The sequence below is a fragment of the Tessaracoccus sp. MC1756 genome, from assembly GCF_014164735.1.
Taxonomy (GTDB): Bacteria; Actinomycetota; Actinomycetes; order Propionibacteriales; family Propionibacteriaceae; genus Arachnia.
The window spans coordinates 79,747-96,162 of the sequence record NZ_JACJFZ010000003.1 but is presented as its reverse complement, the minus strand read 5'-3'; the positions used below and the strand labels follow the sequence as shown (position 1 = coordinate 96,162).

The following is a 16,416-nucleotide window of genomic DNA, read 5'->3' as shown; positions in this document are numbered from 1 at the left end:
GAGTCAAACGGTACGGTGGCACCATGCTCGCCATCAGTCGCTTCTCGTCACCCGGCCCGTCCTTTGCCGCGGAGGCTGCCGGCGCCGTCGAGTGGTGGTCCCAGCGGCCCGGCTGCCTCAGCATGGAGCTGGTGCAGAACCTCGACGAACCTGAGTTGTGGGCACTGGTCTCGCGGTGGGAGTCGGTGGGTGCCTATCGCCGCTCCTTCAACGGTTTCGACGCCAAGATGCTGCTGACGCCGCTGCTGTCGCGGGCACTGGACGAGCCCAGCGCCTACCTTCCGCCCGATGAACTGGGCGAGAACGTCCCTAGGGGCTGCTGACTTTTCGGCAGAGCGGCGGGGCACGGCTAGAATGGTTCGTCGCCGATCCCGAGGACCCCAGCCATATGACCGTCAACGCCGCCCCCCTCCGTCTGCATGCGCCGAGCAAACGAGACGCCGTCGTCGTCGAGTTGCCGGTGGTGCTGGCGCCGATGGCCGGTGTGACGAACGCGGCCTACCGTCAACTGTGCCGTGAGCAGGGTGCGGGCCTGTACGTCTGCGAGATGATCACCTCCCGCGGCCTGGTCGTCGGCGACCAGAAGACCCGCGACATGCTGCAGTTCGACCCCGGGGAGACCACGCGCTCAGTTCAGCTCTACGGGGTGGACGCCGACGCCATGGCGGGCGCTGCGCGCGTCCTGATCCGCGAGCACAGCGTGGACCACATCGACCTCAACTTCGGTTGCCCCGTGCCCAAGGTGACCCGGAAGGGCGGCGGAGGCGTGCTGCCGTACAAGCGCGACCGCCTCCGCGCCATCGTCCGCGAAACAGTTAGGGCCGCGGACGAATTCGGCGTGCCGGTGACCATCAAGACGCGCATCGGCATCGACCAGGACCACGAGACCTTCCTCGACGCCGGCCGCATCGCGCAGGAAGAGGGCGCGGCCGCCATCGCCCTGCACGGGCGCACGGTGCAGCAGGCGTACTCGGGTGAGGCCGACTGGGCGCGCATCAAGGAACTCGTCGATGAGGTCGACATCCCCGTGCTGGGCAACGGCGACATCTGGGAGGCCGAGGACGCCCTGCGCATGATGGCCGAGACGGGTTGCGACGGCGTGGTCATCGGCCGCGGCTGCCTGGGGCGGCCCTGGCTCTTCGGCGACCTGGCCGCCGCGTTCCGCGGCGAGGGCCGACGCCTGCGTCCCTCGCTGGGCGAGGTGGGCCAGATGCTCCTGCGCCACGCCGAACTGCTCGCGAGGGTGATGGGTCCCCGGGGCATCGTGGACCTGCGCAAGCACATGGCGTGGTACTTCAAGGGCTATCCGGTGGGCGAGCTGCGCCGCCGGTTCGCCATGGTGGCCTCGATGGCCGAACTCGAAGAGCTGGTCGGGTTGCTGGACGCCGGTGCGGAGTTCCCGGTGGCCGAACTGGGCACCCCGCGTGGGCGCCAGGGATCGCCGCGGGGCAAAGTCGTGCTGCCGCACGGATGGTACGACGACACCTCGGGGTGCGACCTGGATCTGTCCGAGGCGGAGCTCGACGTTTCAGGCGGTTAGTCCAACCCCCCGCGAGCCCCCAGAGCCGTCATCTGTAGGTTTGACGCACCCGGCCCTCCTCCAGGGGGCTCTGGACATGGAGGTGCCCATGCAGGAATACGCCACCATCACCATCGACGGCGCCGAGCACCGGCTGCCGATCGTCACCGGATCAGAGGGGGAGCGCGCCATCGACATCGCGCGCCTCAGGCAGGACACCGGTCTCATCACCCTGGACCCGGGTTATGCGAACACCGGCTCGGCGCAGTCGGCCATCACCTTCATCGACGGGGAGAAGGGCATCCTGCGCTACCGCGGTGTGCCGATCGAGGACCTGGCCGAACGCTCCAGCTTCATCGAGACCGCCGAACTACTGATCTTCGGCGAGCTCCCCGACGAGGACGAACGGGCCAACTTCCGCTCGCTGCTCACGGAGAATTCCGCGCTGCACCGCGACATGCGCAAGCACTTCGACGGTTTCCCGGTCAACGCGCACCCGATGAGCATCCTGTCCTCGATGATCAACGCCCTGCAGGCCCACGACATGCCGGAGCACGGCTTCACCTCCGGCAACGGATTCCGTGAGGCGGCCGCGAGCCTGCTCGCGAAGACCCGCACGATCGCCGCAGCCTCCTACAAGTCCCACGTCGGGCAGCCCATCGCCTACCCCCGCTACGACCTCCCGTACGCGGAGAACTTCCTCCACATGATGTTCTCCGTGCCGTACCGCGACTATGAGCCCACCCCCGAAGTGGCCCACGCCCTCAACATGTTCCTCGTCCTGCACGCGGACCACGAGCAGAACTGCTCGACCTCGACTGTGCGCATGGTGGCGTCGTCCGGCGCGAACCTGTACGCCGCCGTCTCCGCCGGCGTGAACGCGCTCTGGGGCCCGCTGCACGGCGGCGCCAACATGGGCGTGATCGACATGCTGGAGCAGATCAACGAGGGGTCCTGGACGGCCAAGCAGTACGTCGACCGCGCCAAGGACAAGAAGTCCGGCATCAAGCTCATGGGCTTCGGGCACCGCGTCTACCGGAACTTCGACCCCCGGGCCAAGATCCTCAAGGAGGCCGCGGACAACCTCCTCGACGCCATGCACATCGACGACCCGCTGTTGGACATCGCCCGCGAGGTGGAACAGGCGGCGCTGGCCGACGAGTACTTCGCCTCCCGCAGGCTGTACCCCAACGTCGACTTCTACTCGGGAATCATCCTGCGGGCCATCGGCATCCCCCTGGACATGTTCACCGTGCTGTTCGCGATCGGGCGCACGCCGGGGTGGATCGCCCATTGGAAGGAAGTCACCGACGATGCCAAGCAGCGGATCTACCGCCCTCGGCAGGTCTACGTCGGCCGCCAGTTGTCGCAGTGGGTGCCGCGCAACGAGCGCTGAACGGTCGGCGGCCTGCGAGGCCCGTTAGGCTGGGGGCCGATGAACGAGATCCTGCCCCGTACGAAGCTCTGGGCGCACACGATGCGCGGCCACGGCGATGACGTGATCACCGCGCACCGCTCGTCGTCGGCCCGCATCAGCCCCCGGCCGGCGCGTGAGCGTGCCCAGCGGGAAGAGCTGGAACGCGCGCTGTATGTGCCGGAGGCGACCTTCGCGTCCGGCGCCGGTCACCGCGCCCGCGAGGAGGCGCCGGACCGGATGCGCACCTGTTTCGAGCGCGACCGCGACCGCATCGTGCATTCAGCCGCCTTCCGCAGGCTGGCGGGAAAGACGCAGGTGGTGGTCTACCCGACGGATCACCAGCGCACGCGCCTCACGCACGCCATCGAGGTGGCTCAGTGCGCCATCGCCATGGCCCGCGGGATCGGCGTCAACGTGACGTTGACGGACGCGATCGCGCTCGGCCACGACTGTGGGCACGGGCCGGGGGGACACGCCTCAGAGGACGCCTTCGACGAGTTCATCGCCACCGGCTACGACCACGGGCCCTGGGGCGCCGACGTGGTGCTCGAACCCCTCAACCTGACGTTGGAGACCCTCGACGGCATCCGTAACCATTCCTGGTCCCGCCCTGCGCCCTCCACCATCGAGGGGGAGATCGTCAGTTGGGCCGACCGGATCGCCTACTGCGCCCACGATCTCGAGGACGCCGTATACGCGGGCATCGTCGACCTGGCGGACCTGCCTCCCGTGATCCGTGACGTGGTGGGCACCACCCGCCGCCAGCAACTGGCCACGTTCATCAACGCGGTGATCGACACCACGGGCGAGACCGGCACCGTCGGCATGGATGCGACGACGGCCGAGGCCCTCGCCGAACTGCGGCGGTTCAACTACGAACGGATCTACACGCGCCCCGAATCCGTGGCGCAGTCCAGCACGGTCGTGGCCGTGTTGCGCGACCTCGTGAATTTCTACCTGGAGAACCCGCGGGCGTTGCCTCAGGAGTACCACGGCGACGACCTCGTGCGCGGCGCCGTCGCCTACGTGGGCGGGATGACGGACCGGTTCGCCTTCGAGCAGGCGCAGCGTCGCCTCGGCTGGGACCCGTCCAGGTTGCCCCGGGGCATCGGCCGCGGAGCCTGACCCGCTCGCCGTCCGGTCACGCGTGCAGCTTGGCGGCGAGGTCGGGCGGCAGGAGCCACGTCTTGGTCGACAGCCAGCGCGCCGCCACCGCCGTGCACACCTGGCCGGCGTTGATGCCCACGAGCACCAGCAACTGGGCCGAGGCCGCGTCCCAGGCGGACCCGCCGCCGAGCAGCACGCCGATGTAGGCGCCGGGCAGGGTGACCAGTCCCACCGTGCGGGTCTGGTCCAGCGAGGGGATGAGCGCCTCATGGAGCGTGGGGGAGACCACGTTGCGGATGGCCCTTCCCCGTTCCACGCCGAGCGCCAGCCAGGCCTCGTACTCGTCGTAGCGGTTGCGCAGCTCGGCGAAGTTGCGGCGGCCCGCCAGCGTGTGCGCGGTCATCATGTTGCCGACCATGATCCCCGCGATCGGCACGATCGACGGGCCGGTCAGGGGTGCCGTGCCGGTGGCGAAGATGATCGTCAGGACGGGCACCGCGCCCGCAGCCATTGCGAAGGCCACGGCCAGGTACCCCCGGAGCCCCTTGATGTCGGTGCGTTGCGCCGTGGTGAGGACGCCGACGATGAACATGATGAACACGAAGGCGAAGGCCAGCGCCCAGTGCGAGAGTGCGAAGCCGACGAGGAACGAGACCAGCAGCAGCTGCACCGCGGCGCGCATGGCGACCCACGGAATGGTCCGCCACACGGACACTCGGCCCCACAGCGCCACCCCGGCTCCCAGCGCCACGAGCAGCACCAGGCCGATGGCCAAGGGCCAGCCGATTGCGATCTCCATCCAGCCTCCGATCCACCCGAACTCTATCGCTGCCGGGTTGCGGCTAGAGTTGCGGAGTGGCTGGCCGGATCAACGAGGAGGACATCGCGACCGTCCGGGAACGGGCTCGGATCGACGATGTGATTCGCGACTACGTCATGCTTCGCAACGCCGGCTCCGGTTCCTTCAAGGGCCTGTGCCCGTTCCATGACGAGAAGACCCCCAGCTTCACCGTCACACCGGCGCGCGGTTTCTACTACTGCTTCGGCTGCGGCGAGGGCGGCGACGTCATCAACTTCCTCATGCGCCAGCAGAACCTCGGGTTCCAGGAATCCGTCCAGATGCTGGCTGACCGTTTCGGCGTCGACCTCCGCATCGAGGACGACGGCGTCCCGGGCCAGCCGCCCGGTCTCCGCAAGCGGGTGCTCGAGGCCAACGAGGCGGCGCAGGAGTTCTTCGCCGACCAGTTGGAGTCGGCAGAAGCGGTGGAGGCCCGCCGCTTCCTGCACGGCCGCGACTTCGACCGCGCAGTCGCCCAGCGCTTCACCGTCGGCTATGCGCCTCGCCACGGCTGGGCGCTGCACCAGACCCTCAAGGCCAAGGGCTTCAACGACGAGGTGCTGAAGACCGCGGGCCTGATCCGCGACGGTGGCCGGGACTTCTTCACCGGCCGCGTCCTCTGGCCCATCCGCGATTCCGCCCAGGCCGTGCTCGGCTTCGGCGCCCGGCGCATCTACGACGACGACCGGCTGCCGGCCAAGTACATCAACACCCCGGAGTCGCCGGTCTACAAGAAGTCGCACGTCCTGTACGGCCTCGACCTGGCGCGCCGCGAGATCGGCCGTAAACAGCAGGCTGTGATCGTCGAGGGCTACACCGACGTGATGGCCGCCCACCTCGCCGGCGTGGAGACCGCCATCGCCTCGTGCGGCACGGCCTTCGGCGACGACCACGCGCGCCTGCTGCAGCGGCTCATGGGCACGCAGGGCGGCCTGCACGGCGAGGTCATCTTCACCTTCGACGGCGACAAGGCGGGCCAGGCGGCTGCGCTCAAGGTCTTCAAGGGCGACCAGAACTTCATCTCCCAGACCTACGTCGCCGTCGAACCCACCGGCCTCGACCCCTGCGACCTGCGGCTGCAGCAGGGCGAGGCGGCCGTCCGCGAGCTCGTAGCGCGACGCATCCCGCTGTACCAGTTCGTGATGAACAACATCGCGAAGAGCTACGACCTCGACAGGGCCGACGGCAGGCTAGCGGCGGCACGGGAAGGCGCCGAACTCGTCAGCGCGATCCGAGACCAGTCGCTGGTCAACCAGTACCTGCGGGAGCTGGCCGGCGTGCTGGGCATGGACGTCGACGACGTGCGCCGCGAAGCGGGCCGCTTCGGCCGCCGGAACGCAGGTGCGCCGGTTGAACCGCCGCCGCCCCCGGCGCCGGAGGAGCGGGCGGCCGAGCCTGGGTGGCCCAACCCGAACGACCCGCATCTGCGTCTCGAACGCGATTCGCTGAAGCTGATGCTGCAACACCCCGTCACTTTCGACACCGCCTGGAACTCCGTGGTGGAAGAGGACTTCACGCACCCTGGTTACCGCGCCGTCTTCCGGCTGTTGTCCGGGGTGGAGTACGGGGAGAACTGGTCAGACCGCGTCCGCGCCGCGGCCCCCAACGAACTGGTGGCCCAACTGGTGGTCGCGCTGCTTGTGGAGCCCCTGTTCCGGGAACCCGACGAAAGTTATTCACTCGCGCACACAGCGCAGTTGCAGCTCACCCGGGTGACTCGCGAGATTGCCGACGTGAAGTCCAAGTTGCAGCGGACAGACCCGGTCAAGGACCCGACGGGGCACCGGTCGCAGTTCGCCCATCTGACCCAGTTGGAGATGAAACGCAAACAACTACAGCATGTAGGACTAGCCTGACGGGAAGTGGCTGCAGGGAAATTCTTGCAATCGCTCAACGCATGTGCGTATTATCTTGACGTCGAGACAACGTGGTCCCGCCGACCTTCAGGAGAATGATGTCCCAAGGCCGAACAACCGAATTCCCCCCGCTCCAGAACAACAGCCGCGAGGTCTTCCTCGAGGTGGCCCGCTCTCAGCGGTTCCAGCAGCTGCGCTCGCGCTTCCGGAACTTCGCCTTCCCGATGACCATCGCCGGGTTGGCCTCGTACTTCACCTTCGTGGTGCTGTCCATCTTCGCCGTCGACTTCATGTCCTCGCCGTTCCTCGGCCTCGAGGGCGTCAACGTCGGGTTGGTGATCGGCTTCTTCCAGTTCGCCCTCGTGTGGGTCTGGACGGCCATCTACGTCAACTACGCCAACACGAAGCTGGACCCGGTCTCGGCTGAGCTCAAGCAGGAACTCATCGAGAAGGGGGCGGTGTGATGCTGCTCGAGACCCAGTACGGCAACCCCTGGATCAACATCGCCGTGTTCGCCGTTTTCGTCCTGGCGACGCTCACCGTCGTCATCGTCGTCAGCCGCCAGAAGACCAAGGCGACCGACTTCTACACCGGCGGCGCCAAGTTCTCCGGCCGGCAGAACGGACTCGCCATCACAGGCGACTACCTCTCGGCCGCGGCCTTCCTCGGCGTGACCGGAGCCATCGCGCTCTACGGTTACGACGGCTTCCTGTATTCGGTGGGCTTCTTCGTCGCCCTGCTGCTGGCGCTGTACCTCGTGGCAGAGCCGATGCGCAACACGGGTAAATACACCATGGCCGACGTGCTCAGTTTCCGCATGGAGCAGAAGCCCATCCGGACCGCCGCCGCCACCTCCACCCTGATCATCTCACTGGTCTACCTGCTGGCGCAGATGGCCGGCGCGGGCGGCCTCGTCGCACTCCTGCTGGGCGTCACCGACAAGTCCATGCAGGGCGTCGTCATCGGTCTGGTGGGAGTGCTGATGGTGGGCTACGTGCTGATCGGCGGGATGAAGGGCACCACCTGGGTGCAGATGATCAAGGCGGTGCTGCTGGTCACGGGCGCGGCCATCATGACCTTCCTGGTGCTCATGGGCGACGGGTTCAACTTCGACAAGCTGGCAATGGCGGCAGACGCGGTGGCCAACAACGACCTGCTGGCCCCCATGCAGCAGTACGGCACGTCCATCTGGACCAAGCTGTCGTTCCTGTCGCTGTCCATCGCGCTGATCGCCGGCCCCTCGGGCCTGCCGCACGTGCTGATGCGCTTCTACACCGTGCCGACGGCGAAGGAGGCCCGCCGCTCGGCGGTCTGGGCCATCATCCTGGTGGGCATCTTCTTCCTGTTCACCCTCGTCCTCGGCCTCGGTGCGGCGAAGCTCGTGGGCCAAGACGCGATCATGGCCGCCCCCGGCGCCCAGAACTCCGCGGCCCCGTTGCTGGCGCTCAACCTCGGCGGCGAGGTCTTCATGGGCATCATCTCCGGCGTCGCCTTCGCCACCATCCTCGCGGTGGTCGCGGGGCTCACCATCACGGCGTCCGCGTCGTTCGCCCACGATGTGTACAACAACATCATCAAGGACGGCAAGGCTGATCCCGCCCAGGAGGTGAAGGTCGCGCGCTACACCTCAGTGGTGGTGGGCTTCCTCGCCATCCTCGGTGGCATCGTCGCCAACGGCCAGAACATCGCCTTCCTCATCTCACTGGCGTTCGCCGTGGCGGCCTCCGCCAACCTGCCGTCGATCCTGTACACCCTGTACTGGAAGCGGTTCAACACGCGCGGGTCCGTCTGGTCGATCTACACGGGCCTCATCTCCGCGACGGTGCTGATCGTCTTCTCCCCGGCCATCTCCGGCTCCAAGTCGGCGATGCTGGGGGAGGCGATCGACTTCGCCTGGTTCCCGTTGACGAACCCAGCCCTGGTCAGCGTGCCACTGGCCTTCCTGGCGGGCTATCTGGGTACGATCTCATCGCCTACGCGCGGTGACGACGAGTTCGCCATCGAGATGGAGGTCCGCTCCATGACCGGCGCAGGGGCCGGCGAGGCCATCTCGCACTGAGTCCACGCCCTCACCCGACGGCGGCGGCCGCCTCACTGTAGGCGGCCGCCGCCGTCGTGCGTTCCCCGGCCAGCAGGAGGCGGGCGGCCTCCAACGCCTCCCGTTCCCACCTGCTGACGGTGGAGGGGGACGCCTGCATGATGTGCGCGATCTCCGCCAGCGTGCGGGCCCGCCCCGTGAGCCCGAAGCGCAGCTGCAACAGGCGGCGGTGCCGGGGCACCAGGAGGGCCAGGAAGTCCAGGCCCTGCCCGTGGCCGGGCTCGTAGCTCAGGTGCGCCAACCCGGTGCTTTCCAGCGCGACGTCGAGACTTACGTGCCGGATGCGGCCCCTCCGGGCGGCTGTGGGGGACAGGCCCATCGCGGTCACCACGGTGTCTACGGCAGATTCGGAGTCGTCCAGCCCACGGGCGTCCATGGCACGGATCGCCATGCGCGCAGCCCGTCTGTCCGCCCGGCTGACGGTGGGCCGGCCGATCCAGTGGCGGCCACCGTCGGCCAGCTCCCGCATGAGGTACTCGTGGACGAAGGTGGAGAACCTGATCCCGCGGGCGTGGTCGTAGCGGCGGATCGCCTCGCCCACCGCCACGCAACCGTCCTGGAACAGTTCGTCCTCCGGCAGGCCGGACAGATAGGCGGTGCGACGGGCGTATTTGAGCGCCATCCGGATCCCCACCCAGGCGAACCGTTCGGCGGCCCGCCGCCCCAGCGCCACCACCGCCGGCAGCCGTGGATCACGCCTGCCCTCCTCGATCAGGTGGTGCGCATACAGGCCGGCCTCGACGGCCCTGGCCAGCTGGGCGTCCTCGCCTGTGGCGAGCATGACATGGGGGAGATCGAGCTCTGGGATCTTCATGTCACCCACCTTGCCGAGCAGGCGGACCGCGGTGGCGATCGGTGAGGGGGATGTGGACGACGCGCAACGGACAACACTTCTTTTCCACAGGGCACAATGGGCCTATGGCGTTCTTCAAGCGGCCCACCCGCGTCGACTTCTCAGGCCTTGCGGCCCTTCTGGGCGCGCAGCCCCACGTCCTGGCCCACGGCATCGGCGACGGCGACGTCGTCCTCGCGATCACGCGGGAGGAACTGGCGCTGCGCCGCGAGGGGCAGTGGCAGGTGTGGCGGTGGGAGCTCGTGGCGGGCGGCTCCTGGAACGGCGAATCAGGCACGTTCACATGGCGCACGATGGACGGCGAGCGCTTTGAGGCTGCTCTGACCGAGGAGAACCGCGTGCCGGAGGCCTTCCGCGAGCGGGTGCTGGCGTCGACGCTGGTCCAGTCCGTGGTGGACGCCAGGCCGCGGGGGCAGGTGCAGGTCGTCGGCCGCCGCAGCCTTTCCCCTGACCCGCAGACGCACTGGTACGCCGTGCCCTCGGGCGGTGCGGACCTGAACGACCCGGTCACCCGCGAGGCCGTGGTGGCCGAAACTGACAGGCTGCGCACCGAGTACTTCTAGCCCCCAGTGGGCGGCGGCGGGCCCCTTTCGTTTCGGTCGCGTTACAAGCTTTTTAAGCTCTTTCGTATGGTGCCCAATTGCGTTGCGTCGGATCAGCAGCGGACCTACTGTTCTTTCCGGCCACCGGGCACCGGTGGCGTCACGCCCTGAATCCAGGAGGATCCGCCATGACGAGACGTGTGTTCCCACAGCGCGAGAAGGTCGGCCTCTACGATCCGGTCAACGAGCACGACGCGTGCGGCGTGGCCTTCGTGGCCCATCTCGACGGAGTGGCGCGCCACGACATCGTCGCGAAGGGTCTGGAGGCCCTCCGGAACCTGGACCATCGCGGCGCCACCGGTGCCGACACTGCGGCGGGCGACGGCGCCGGCATCCTGATCCAGGTGCCCGACGCGTTCCTCCGCGGCGTGCTCGACGTCAAGCTGCCCGACGCGGGGGAATACGCCGTCGGCCTGGCCTTCCTGCCCACCGACGAGACCGAGCGTGCCGCCGCCAAGGAGGCCATCGGGGCCATCGCGGAGGAGGTGGACCTCGACGTGCTCGCCTGGCGCGAGGTCCCCGTCGACACCCACACCCTGTCGCCGATCTCCGTGGGCGCAATGCCGCACTTCGAGCAGTTGGTGGTCGCGGGCCGCGAAGACCAGTCGGGCATCGACCTCGACCGGTTCACGTTCGTCCTGCGCCGTCGCGTGCAGCACGAGGTGGGCGTCTACTTCGCGTCGCTGTCGTCGCGCACGCTCGTCTACAAGGGGATGCTGACCACGTACCAACTCGAAGAGGTCTTCCCCGAGTTGCACGACGACCGGGTCGCTTCGGCGCTGGCGCTGGTTCACTCACGCTTCTCCACCAACACCTTCCCCGCCTGGGAACTGGCCCATCCCTACCGGATGATCGCCCACAACGGCGAGATCAACACCGTCCGCGGCAACCGCAACTGGATGCGCGCCCGCGAGGCACTGCTCACCAGCGACAAGATCCCCGGCTCGCTGTCCAGGCTGTTCCCCATCTGCACTCCCGAGGGCTCTGACTCCGCCTCCTTCGACGAGGTGCTGGAACTCCTGCACCTGGGTGGCCGGTCGCTTCCGCACGCCGTCCTTATGATGATTCCCGAGGCCTGGGAGTCGCATGCGGAGATGGACCCGGACCGCCGCGCGTTCTACGAGTTCCACTCCATGATCATGGAGCCCTGGGACGGTCCCGCCTGTATGACCTTCACGGACGGCTCCGTCATCGGCGCGTGCCTCGACCGCAACGGGCTGCGCCCGGGCCGGTACTGGGAGACCCGCGACGGGCTGGTCGTGTTCGCCTCCGAGGCGGGCGTGCTGCCCATCGCGCACGCCGACGTGGTGCGCAAGGGCCGCCTGCAGCCTGGCCGCATGCTGCTCGTGGACCTGGACCGCCACGCCATCGTCTCCGATGACGACGTGAAGGGTGCGCTCGCCGCCGAGCATCCCTACCGCCAGTGGGTGGCCGACAACAAGATCGAACTCGACAAGCTGCCGAGCCGCGCGCACATCGTGCACTCGCACGCCTCCGTCACGCGCCGACAGCAGGTGTTCGGCTACTCCCACGAGGAACTGCGCTCGATCATCGCACCCATGGCCAACACCGGCGTCGAGGCGATCGGCTCGATGGGCACCGACGCGCCCATCGCAGTGCTCAGCCGCCGGCCCCGGCTGCTCTTCGACTATTTCAAGCAACTCTTCGCCCAGGTCACCAACCCGCCGCTCGACGCGATCCGCGAGGAGCTGGTCACCTCCCTCACGGCGAAGATCGGGCCCGAGCGGAACCTGCTCGAGCCCGTGCCGGCGGCCGCCCGCATGATCATCATGAACCGGCCCATCCTCGACTCGGAGCAGCTGGCCAAGATCGTGCGCCTCGGCCGCGACGGCGACCTCCCCGGCTACGCCACCCACGTCGTGCACGGGCTCTGCAAGGTGACCGGCGGTGGCCGCGCGCTGGCCCGCAAGCTGGAGGAGATCTGCGACGAGGTGTCCGCAGCCATCCGCGGCGGCGCCCGCGCCATCGTCCTGTCGGACCGCCATTCGACGGCGGAACTGGCGCCCATTCCGTCGCTGCTGCTGACCGCGGCCGTCCACCACCACCTCGTCCGCGAGAAGACCCGCACCCAGGTGGGGCTGGTGGTCGAGGCCGGCGACGTGCGCGAGGTGCACCACGTTGCGCTGCTGCTCGGCTACGGTGCCGCGGCGGTCAACCCGTACCTCGTCTTCGAAACGGCCGAAGACCTCGCGCGCCGCGAGATCTACGTCGACGTCAGCCCCGAGAAGGCCATCGCCAACGTGGCCAAGGCCCTCTCCAAAGGTGTGCTCAAGGTGATGAGCAAGATGGGCGTGAGCACCATCGCCTCCTACACCGGCGCCCAGATCTTCGAGTGCGTCGGCCTCAGCGAGCAGGTAGTCGAGCGGTACTTCACCGGCACCACCAGCCGCCTTGGCGGACTGGGGCTGGACGAGGTCGCCGACGAGATCATGGCCCGCCATCAGCTGGGCTACCCGGCCGACGGCATCCCGCTGGCTCACCGCGACCTCCTCGTGGGCGGCGAATACCAGTGGCGCCGCGAGGGCGAACCGCACCTGTTCGACCCGGAGACGGTCTTCCGCCTCCAGCATTCGACGCAGGCCGGCGACTACAACGCGTTCAAGAAGTACTCGGCGCTCGTCAACGACAACTCGGCACGCATCATGACGCTGCGCTCGCTCATGGAGTTCGCCGGCACGGAGCCGATCAGCATCGACGAGGTGGAGCCGATCAGCTCGATCGTGAAGCGGTTCTCCACCGGCGCGATGAGCTACGGCTCGATCTCGATGGAGGCCCACCAGACCCTCGCCGTCGCGATGAACCGGCTGGGGGCGAAGTCCAACACCGGCGAGGGCGGCGAGGACCCGGAGCGGCTGCACGACCCGCTGCGCCGCTCCGCGATCAAGCAGGTCGCCTCCGGCCGCTTCGGCGTCACCTCCGAGTACCTCACCTACGCCGACGACATCCAGATCAAGATGGCCCAGGGCGCCAAGCCCGGTGAGGGTGGCCAGCTGCCCGGCAACAAGGTCTATCCCTGGGTGGCCCGCACGCGGCACTCGACGCCGGGCGTCGGCCTCATCTCGCCGCCGCCGCACCACGACATCTACTCGATCGAGGACCTCAAGCAGCTCATCCACGACCTGAAGTGCGCCAACCCGTCGGCCCGCATCCACGTGAAGCTGGTCTCCGAGATCGGCGTGGGCACGGTGGCCGCCGGCGTCAGCAAGGCCAAGGCCGACGTCGTGCTCATCTCGGGCCACGACGGTGGCACGGGAGCGGCCCCGCTCACGTCGGTCAAGCATGCCGGCGCCCCGTGGGAGCTCGGCCTCGCCGAGACACAGCAGACGCTGCTCCTCAACGGCCTGCGGGACCGCATCGTCGTGCAGTGCGACGGCCAGCTCAAGACTGGCCGCGACGTGCTCGTGGCCGCGCTGCTGGGCGCCGAGGAGTTCGGCTTCGCCACCGCGCCCCTGGTGGTGTCCGGCTGCGTCATGATGCGCGTCTGCCACAAGGACACCTGCCCCGTGGGCGTGGCGACGCAGAACCCCGAACTGCGCGGGAAGTTCCACGGCGACCCTGACCATGTCGTCAACTTCTTCGAGTTCATCGCCCAGGAGGTGCGCGAACTGCTCGCGTCGCTGGGCCTGCGCTCGATCGAGGAGGCCGTGGGCCGCGTCGACCTGCTCGACGTCAGCCGCGCCGTGGGGCACTGGAAGACACAGGGCCTGGACTTGTCGCCGATCCTCGCGCAGATCGACGTGCCCGAGGGCACCCGCCGCTACCGCACGATCGAGCAGGACCACGGGCTCGACGCCAAGCTCGACGTCGAACTGATCCGCCTTGCGGAACCGGCCCTCACCCATGGAGAACTGGTGCGCCACACCCTGACGGTGCGCAACGTGGACCGGACGGTGGGCACCATGCTGGGTCATCATGTCACGCGGGTCAGCGAGGGCGTCGGCCTGGAGCCGGGCACCATCGACTTCACCCTCACCGGCACCGGTGGCCAGAGCTTTGGGGCGTTCCTGCCCCGGGGCATCACTCTGCGCCTCATCGGTGACTCCAACGACTACTTCGGCAAGGGCCTGTCCGGCGGTCGCCTGATCGTCACCCCGCCGCCGGAGGTGTCGTTCGACCCCGCGGACCAGATCGTCGCCGGCAACGTGATCGGCTACGGCGCCACGTCCGGGCAGCTGTTCCTGCGCGGCCGGGTGGGCGAGCGCTTCTGCGTGCGCAACTCCGGCGCCAGCGCCGTCGTCGAGGGCGTGGGCGACCACGGTTGCGAATACATGACCGGCGGTGAGGTGCTGGTGCTCGGACCCACCGGGCGCAACTTCGCCGCAGGCATGTCCGGCGGTGTCGCTTGGGTGCTCGACCTCAACCCGCTCCGGCTCAACACCGAGCTGGTCGACCCCGCCCCGCTCAGCCACGCCGACCTCGCCCGGATCCGCACGCTCATGGAGGAACACCGCCAGGAGACCGGCTCCACCGTGGCCGACGCGCTGCTCGCGCTGAGCGACGACGAGTTGAGCCGCCGCTTCACCAAGCTGGAACCGCGCGACTACGCCCGCATCATGGCCGTCCAGGCGCAATCCCTGGCCGACGGCCTCGACGAGAACCAGACCACCGAGCTGATGATGGAGGCCGCACATGGCTGATCCCAAGGGTTTCATGACCACTCCGCGCGAGGTCGCCGCCCGCCGCCCCGTCGAGGAGCGCGTGCACGATTGGAAAGAGGTCTACCCCGGTACGCCGGGGCGGGCGCTGCTGCCGATCATCACCAAGCAGGCCGGCCGGTGCATGGACTGCGGCATCCCGTTCTGCCACAACGGGTGCCCGTTGGGCAACCTCATCCCCGAGTGGAACGACCTGGTGTGGCGCGACGAGTGGCAGCCGGCGCTGGAGCGTCTGCACGCCACGAACAACTTCCCGGAGTTCACCGGCCGGCTGTGCCCCGCGCCCTGCGAAACGGCCTGTGTGGTGGGCATCAACCGCGACGCCGTGACGATCAAGAACGTCGAGGTCGCGATCATCGACAAGGCGTGGGACGACTCGCGCGTCGTGCCGCAGCAGCCGGAGTGGCACACCGCCAAGACGGTCGCCGTCGTCGGCTCGGGGCCCGCGGGTCTGGCGGCCGCTCAGCAGCTGACCAGGGCCGGGCACACCGTCGTCGTGTACGAGCGGGCCGACGCCATCGGTGGGCTGCTGCGCTACGGGATTCCGGAGTTCAAGCTCGAGAAGTCGGTGGTCACCCGCCGTCTCAAGCAGATGGTGCTCGAGGGTACGCAGTTCAAGACCGGCGTGGAGATCGGCGTCGACATCACCGGCGCGGAGCTCCGGGAGCAGTACGAGGCCGTGGTCCTGGCCATCGGGGCCACCGCGGCTCGCGACCTGCCCGTGCCCGGCCGCGAACTGGCCGGCATCCACCAGGCCATGGAGTTCCTGCCGCAGGCGAACCGGGCCGCGCTGGGCGAGAGGGTCGATGGCCAGGTCACGGCCGAGGGTCGCGACGTCGTCATCATCGGCGGCGGCGACACCGGAGCGGACTGCCTTGGCACCTCCATCCGCCAGGGGGCGCGCTCCATCACCCAGCTGGAAATCATGCCGATGCCGCCCGAGGTCCGGCCCGCCGGCCAGCCCTGGCCGACGTACCCCATGACCTTCAAGGTCTCCTCGGCGCACGAGGAGGGCGGCGACCGGGTGTACGCCGTCTCCACCCTGCAGTTCGTCGGCGACGAGGACGGCCGTGTCGCCGGGCTGGACATCGTCGAGGTGCGCTTCGACGCCGGCCGCTTCGAACCCGTCGAGGGGACTGAACGGCACATCCCCGCTCAGCTCGTGCTTCTGGCCATGGGCTTCACCGGCCCGGAGCAGACCGGCCTGGTGCAGGAACTCGGCCTGGAGCTGGACCCGCGCGGCAACATCCTGCGCGACGAGGACTTCGCTACGAACGTGACCGGCGTTTTCGCCTGTGGCGACGCGGGCCGGGGCCAGTCGCTGATCGTCTGGGCGATCGCTGAAGGCCGCTCCTGCGCCATGGGCGTCGACCAGTACCTGAGTGGCTCGTCCAAGCTGCCCAGGCCCATCGGACCGGAGGTGCGGCAACTCCTCGTGTGACCGGCGAGT

The 16,416-nt window shown here is 68.6% G+C and carries 12 protein-coding genes; 10 read left to right on the top strand and 2 right to left on the bottom strand.

Features of this window, described 5'->3' with window-relative positions; all coding sequences use genetic code 11:
• Positions 1–23 precede the first annotated feature (23 nt).
• From H5393_RS09565 to H5393_RS09550, 4 genes are all read left to right on the top strand, one after another.
• Positions 24–323, top strand: a complete 300-nt coding sequence (locus tag H5393_RS09565) for an antibiotic biosynthesis monooxygenase family protein (protein WP_182766465.1) — start codon at positions 24–26, stop codon at positions 321–323.
• Between the two features lie 65 nt (positions 324–388).
• On the top strand, positions 389–1,540 hold the full coding sequence (gene dusB, locus H5393_RS09560) for a tRNA dihydrouridine synthase DusB (protein WP_182766464.1): 1,152 nt from the start codon (positions 389–391) through the stop codon (positions 1,538–1,540).
• Positions 1,541–1,616: 76 nt separating this feature from the next.
• On the top strand, positions 1,617–2,915 hold the full coding sequence (locus H5393_RS09555; protein ID WP_370585876.1) for a citrate synthase: 1,299 nt from the start codon (positions 1,617–1,619) through the stop codon (positions 2,913–2,915).
• A 39-nt stretch (positions 2,916–2,954) separates the two neighbouring features.
• Entirely contained in the window at positions 2,955–4,061 is a 1,107-nt protein-coding gene (locus tag H5393_RS09550) for an HD domain-containing protein (RefSeq protein WP_182766463.1), read from the top strand.
• Between the two features lie 16 nt (positions 4,062–4,077).
• On the opposite strand, the gene H5393_RS09545 is transcribed toward H5393_RS09550, so the two are convergent.
• Positions 4,078–4,842: an ABC transporter permease gene (locus H5393_RS09545; protein ID WP_182764725.1), complete on the bottom strand. Its 765-nt coding sequence runs from the start codon at positions 4,840–4,842 to the stop codon at positions 4,078–4,080.
• 56 nt (positions 4,843–4,898) lie between these two features.
• Here H5393_RS09545 and dnaG point away from each other — a divergent pair, with 56 nt between their 5' ends.
• The 3 genes from dnaG to H5393_RS09530 all read left to right on the top strand — a co-directional run bounded on the left by dnaG (position 4,899) and on the right by H5393_RS09530 (position 8,796).
• Positions 4,899–6,737, top strand: coding sequence for a DNA primase (gene dnaG / locus H5393_RS09540; RefSeq protein ID WP_182766462.1), 1,839 nt, complete (start codon positions 4,899–4,901; stop codon positions 6,735–6,737).
• Between the two features lie 98 nt (positions 6,738–6,835).
• Positions 6,836–7,201 (top strand): DUF485 domain-containing protein, encoded by a 366-nt coding sequence (locus H5393_RS09535; protein ID WP_182766461.1) that lies wholly within the window; start codon positions 6,836–6,838, stop codon positions 7,199–7,201.
• Positions 7,201–8,796: a cation acetate symporter gene (locus H5393_RS09530; RefSeq protein WP_182766460.1), complete on the top strand. Its 1,596-nt coding sequence runs from the start codon at positions 7,201–7,203 to the stop codon at positions 8,794–8,796. The genes H5393_RS09535 and H5393_RS09530 overlap by 1 nt, the downstream gene beginning before the upstream one ends.
• 10 nt (positions 8,797–8,806) lie before the next feature.
• Here the strand turns inward: H5393_RS09530 and H5393_RS09525 are convergent, their stop codons facing one another.
• Positions 8,807–9,649: a sigma factor-like helix-turn-helix DNA-binding protein gene (locus H5393_RS09525; protein WP_182766459.1), complete on the bottom strand. Its 843-nt coding sequence runs from the start codon at positions 9,647–9,649 to the stop codon at positions 8,807–8,809.
• Positions 9,650–9,753: 104 nt separating this feature from the next.
• Between H5393_RS09525 and H5393_RS09520 the strand changes: the two genes are divergently transcribed.
• From H5393_RS09520 to H5393_RS09510, 3 genes are all read left to right on the top strand, one after another.
• Positions 9,754–10,251: a hypothetical protein gene (locus tag H5393_RS09520; protein ID WP_182766458.1), complete on the top strand. Its 498-nt coding sequence runs from the start codon at positions 9,754–9,756 to the stop codon at positions 10,249–10,251.
• A gap of 167 nt (positions 10,252–10,418) precedes the next feature.
• On the top strand, positions 10,419–14,948 hold the full coding sequence (gene gltB / locus H5393_RS09515) for a glutamate synthase large subunit (RefSeq protein WP_182766457.1): 4,530 nt from the start codon (positions 10,419–10,421) through the stop codon (positions 14,946–14,948).
• On the top strand, positions 14,941–16,407 hold the full coding sequence (locus H5393_RS09510; protein WP_182766456.1) for a glutamate synthase subunit beta: 1,467 nt from the start codon (positions 14,941–14,943) through the stop codon (positions 16,405–16,407). The genes gltB and H5393_RS09510 overlap by 8 nt, the downstream gene beginning before the upstream one ends.
• The last annotated feature ends 9 nt before the right edge of the window (positions 16,408–16,416 follow it).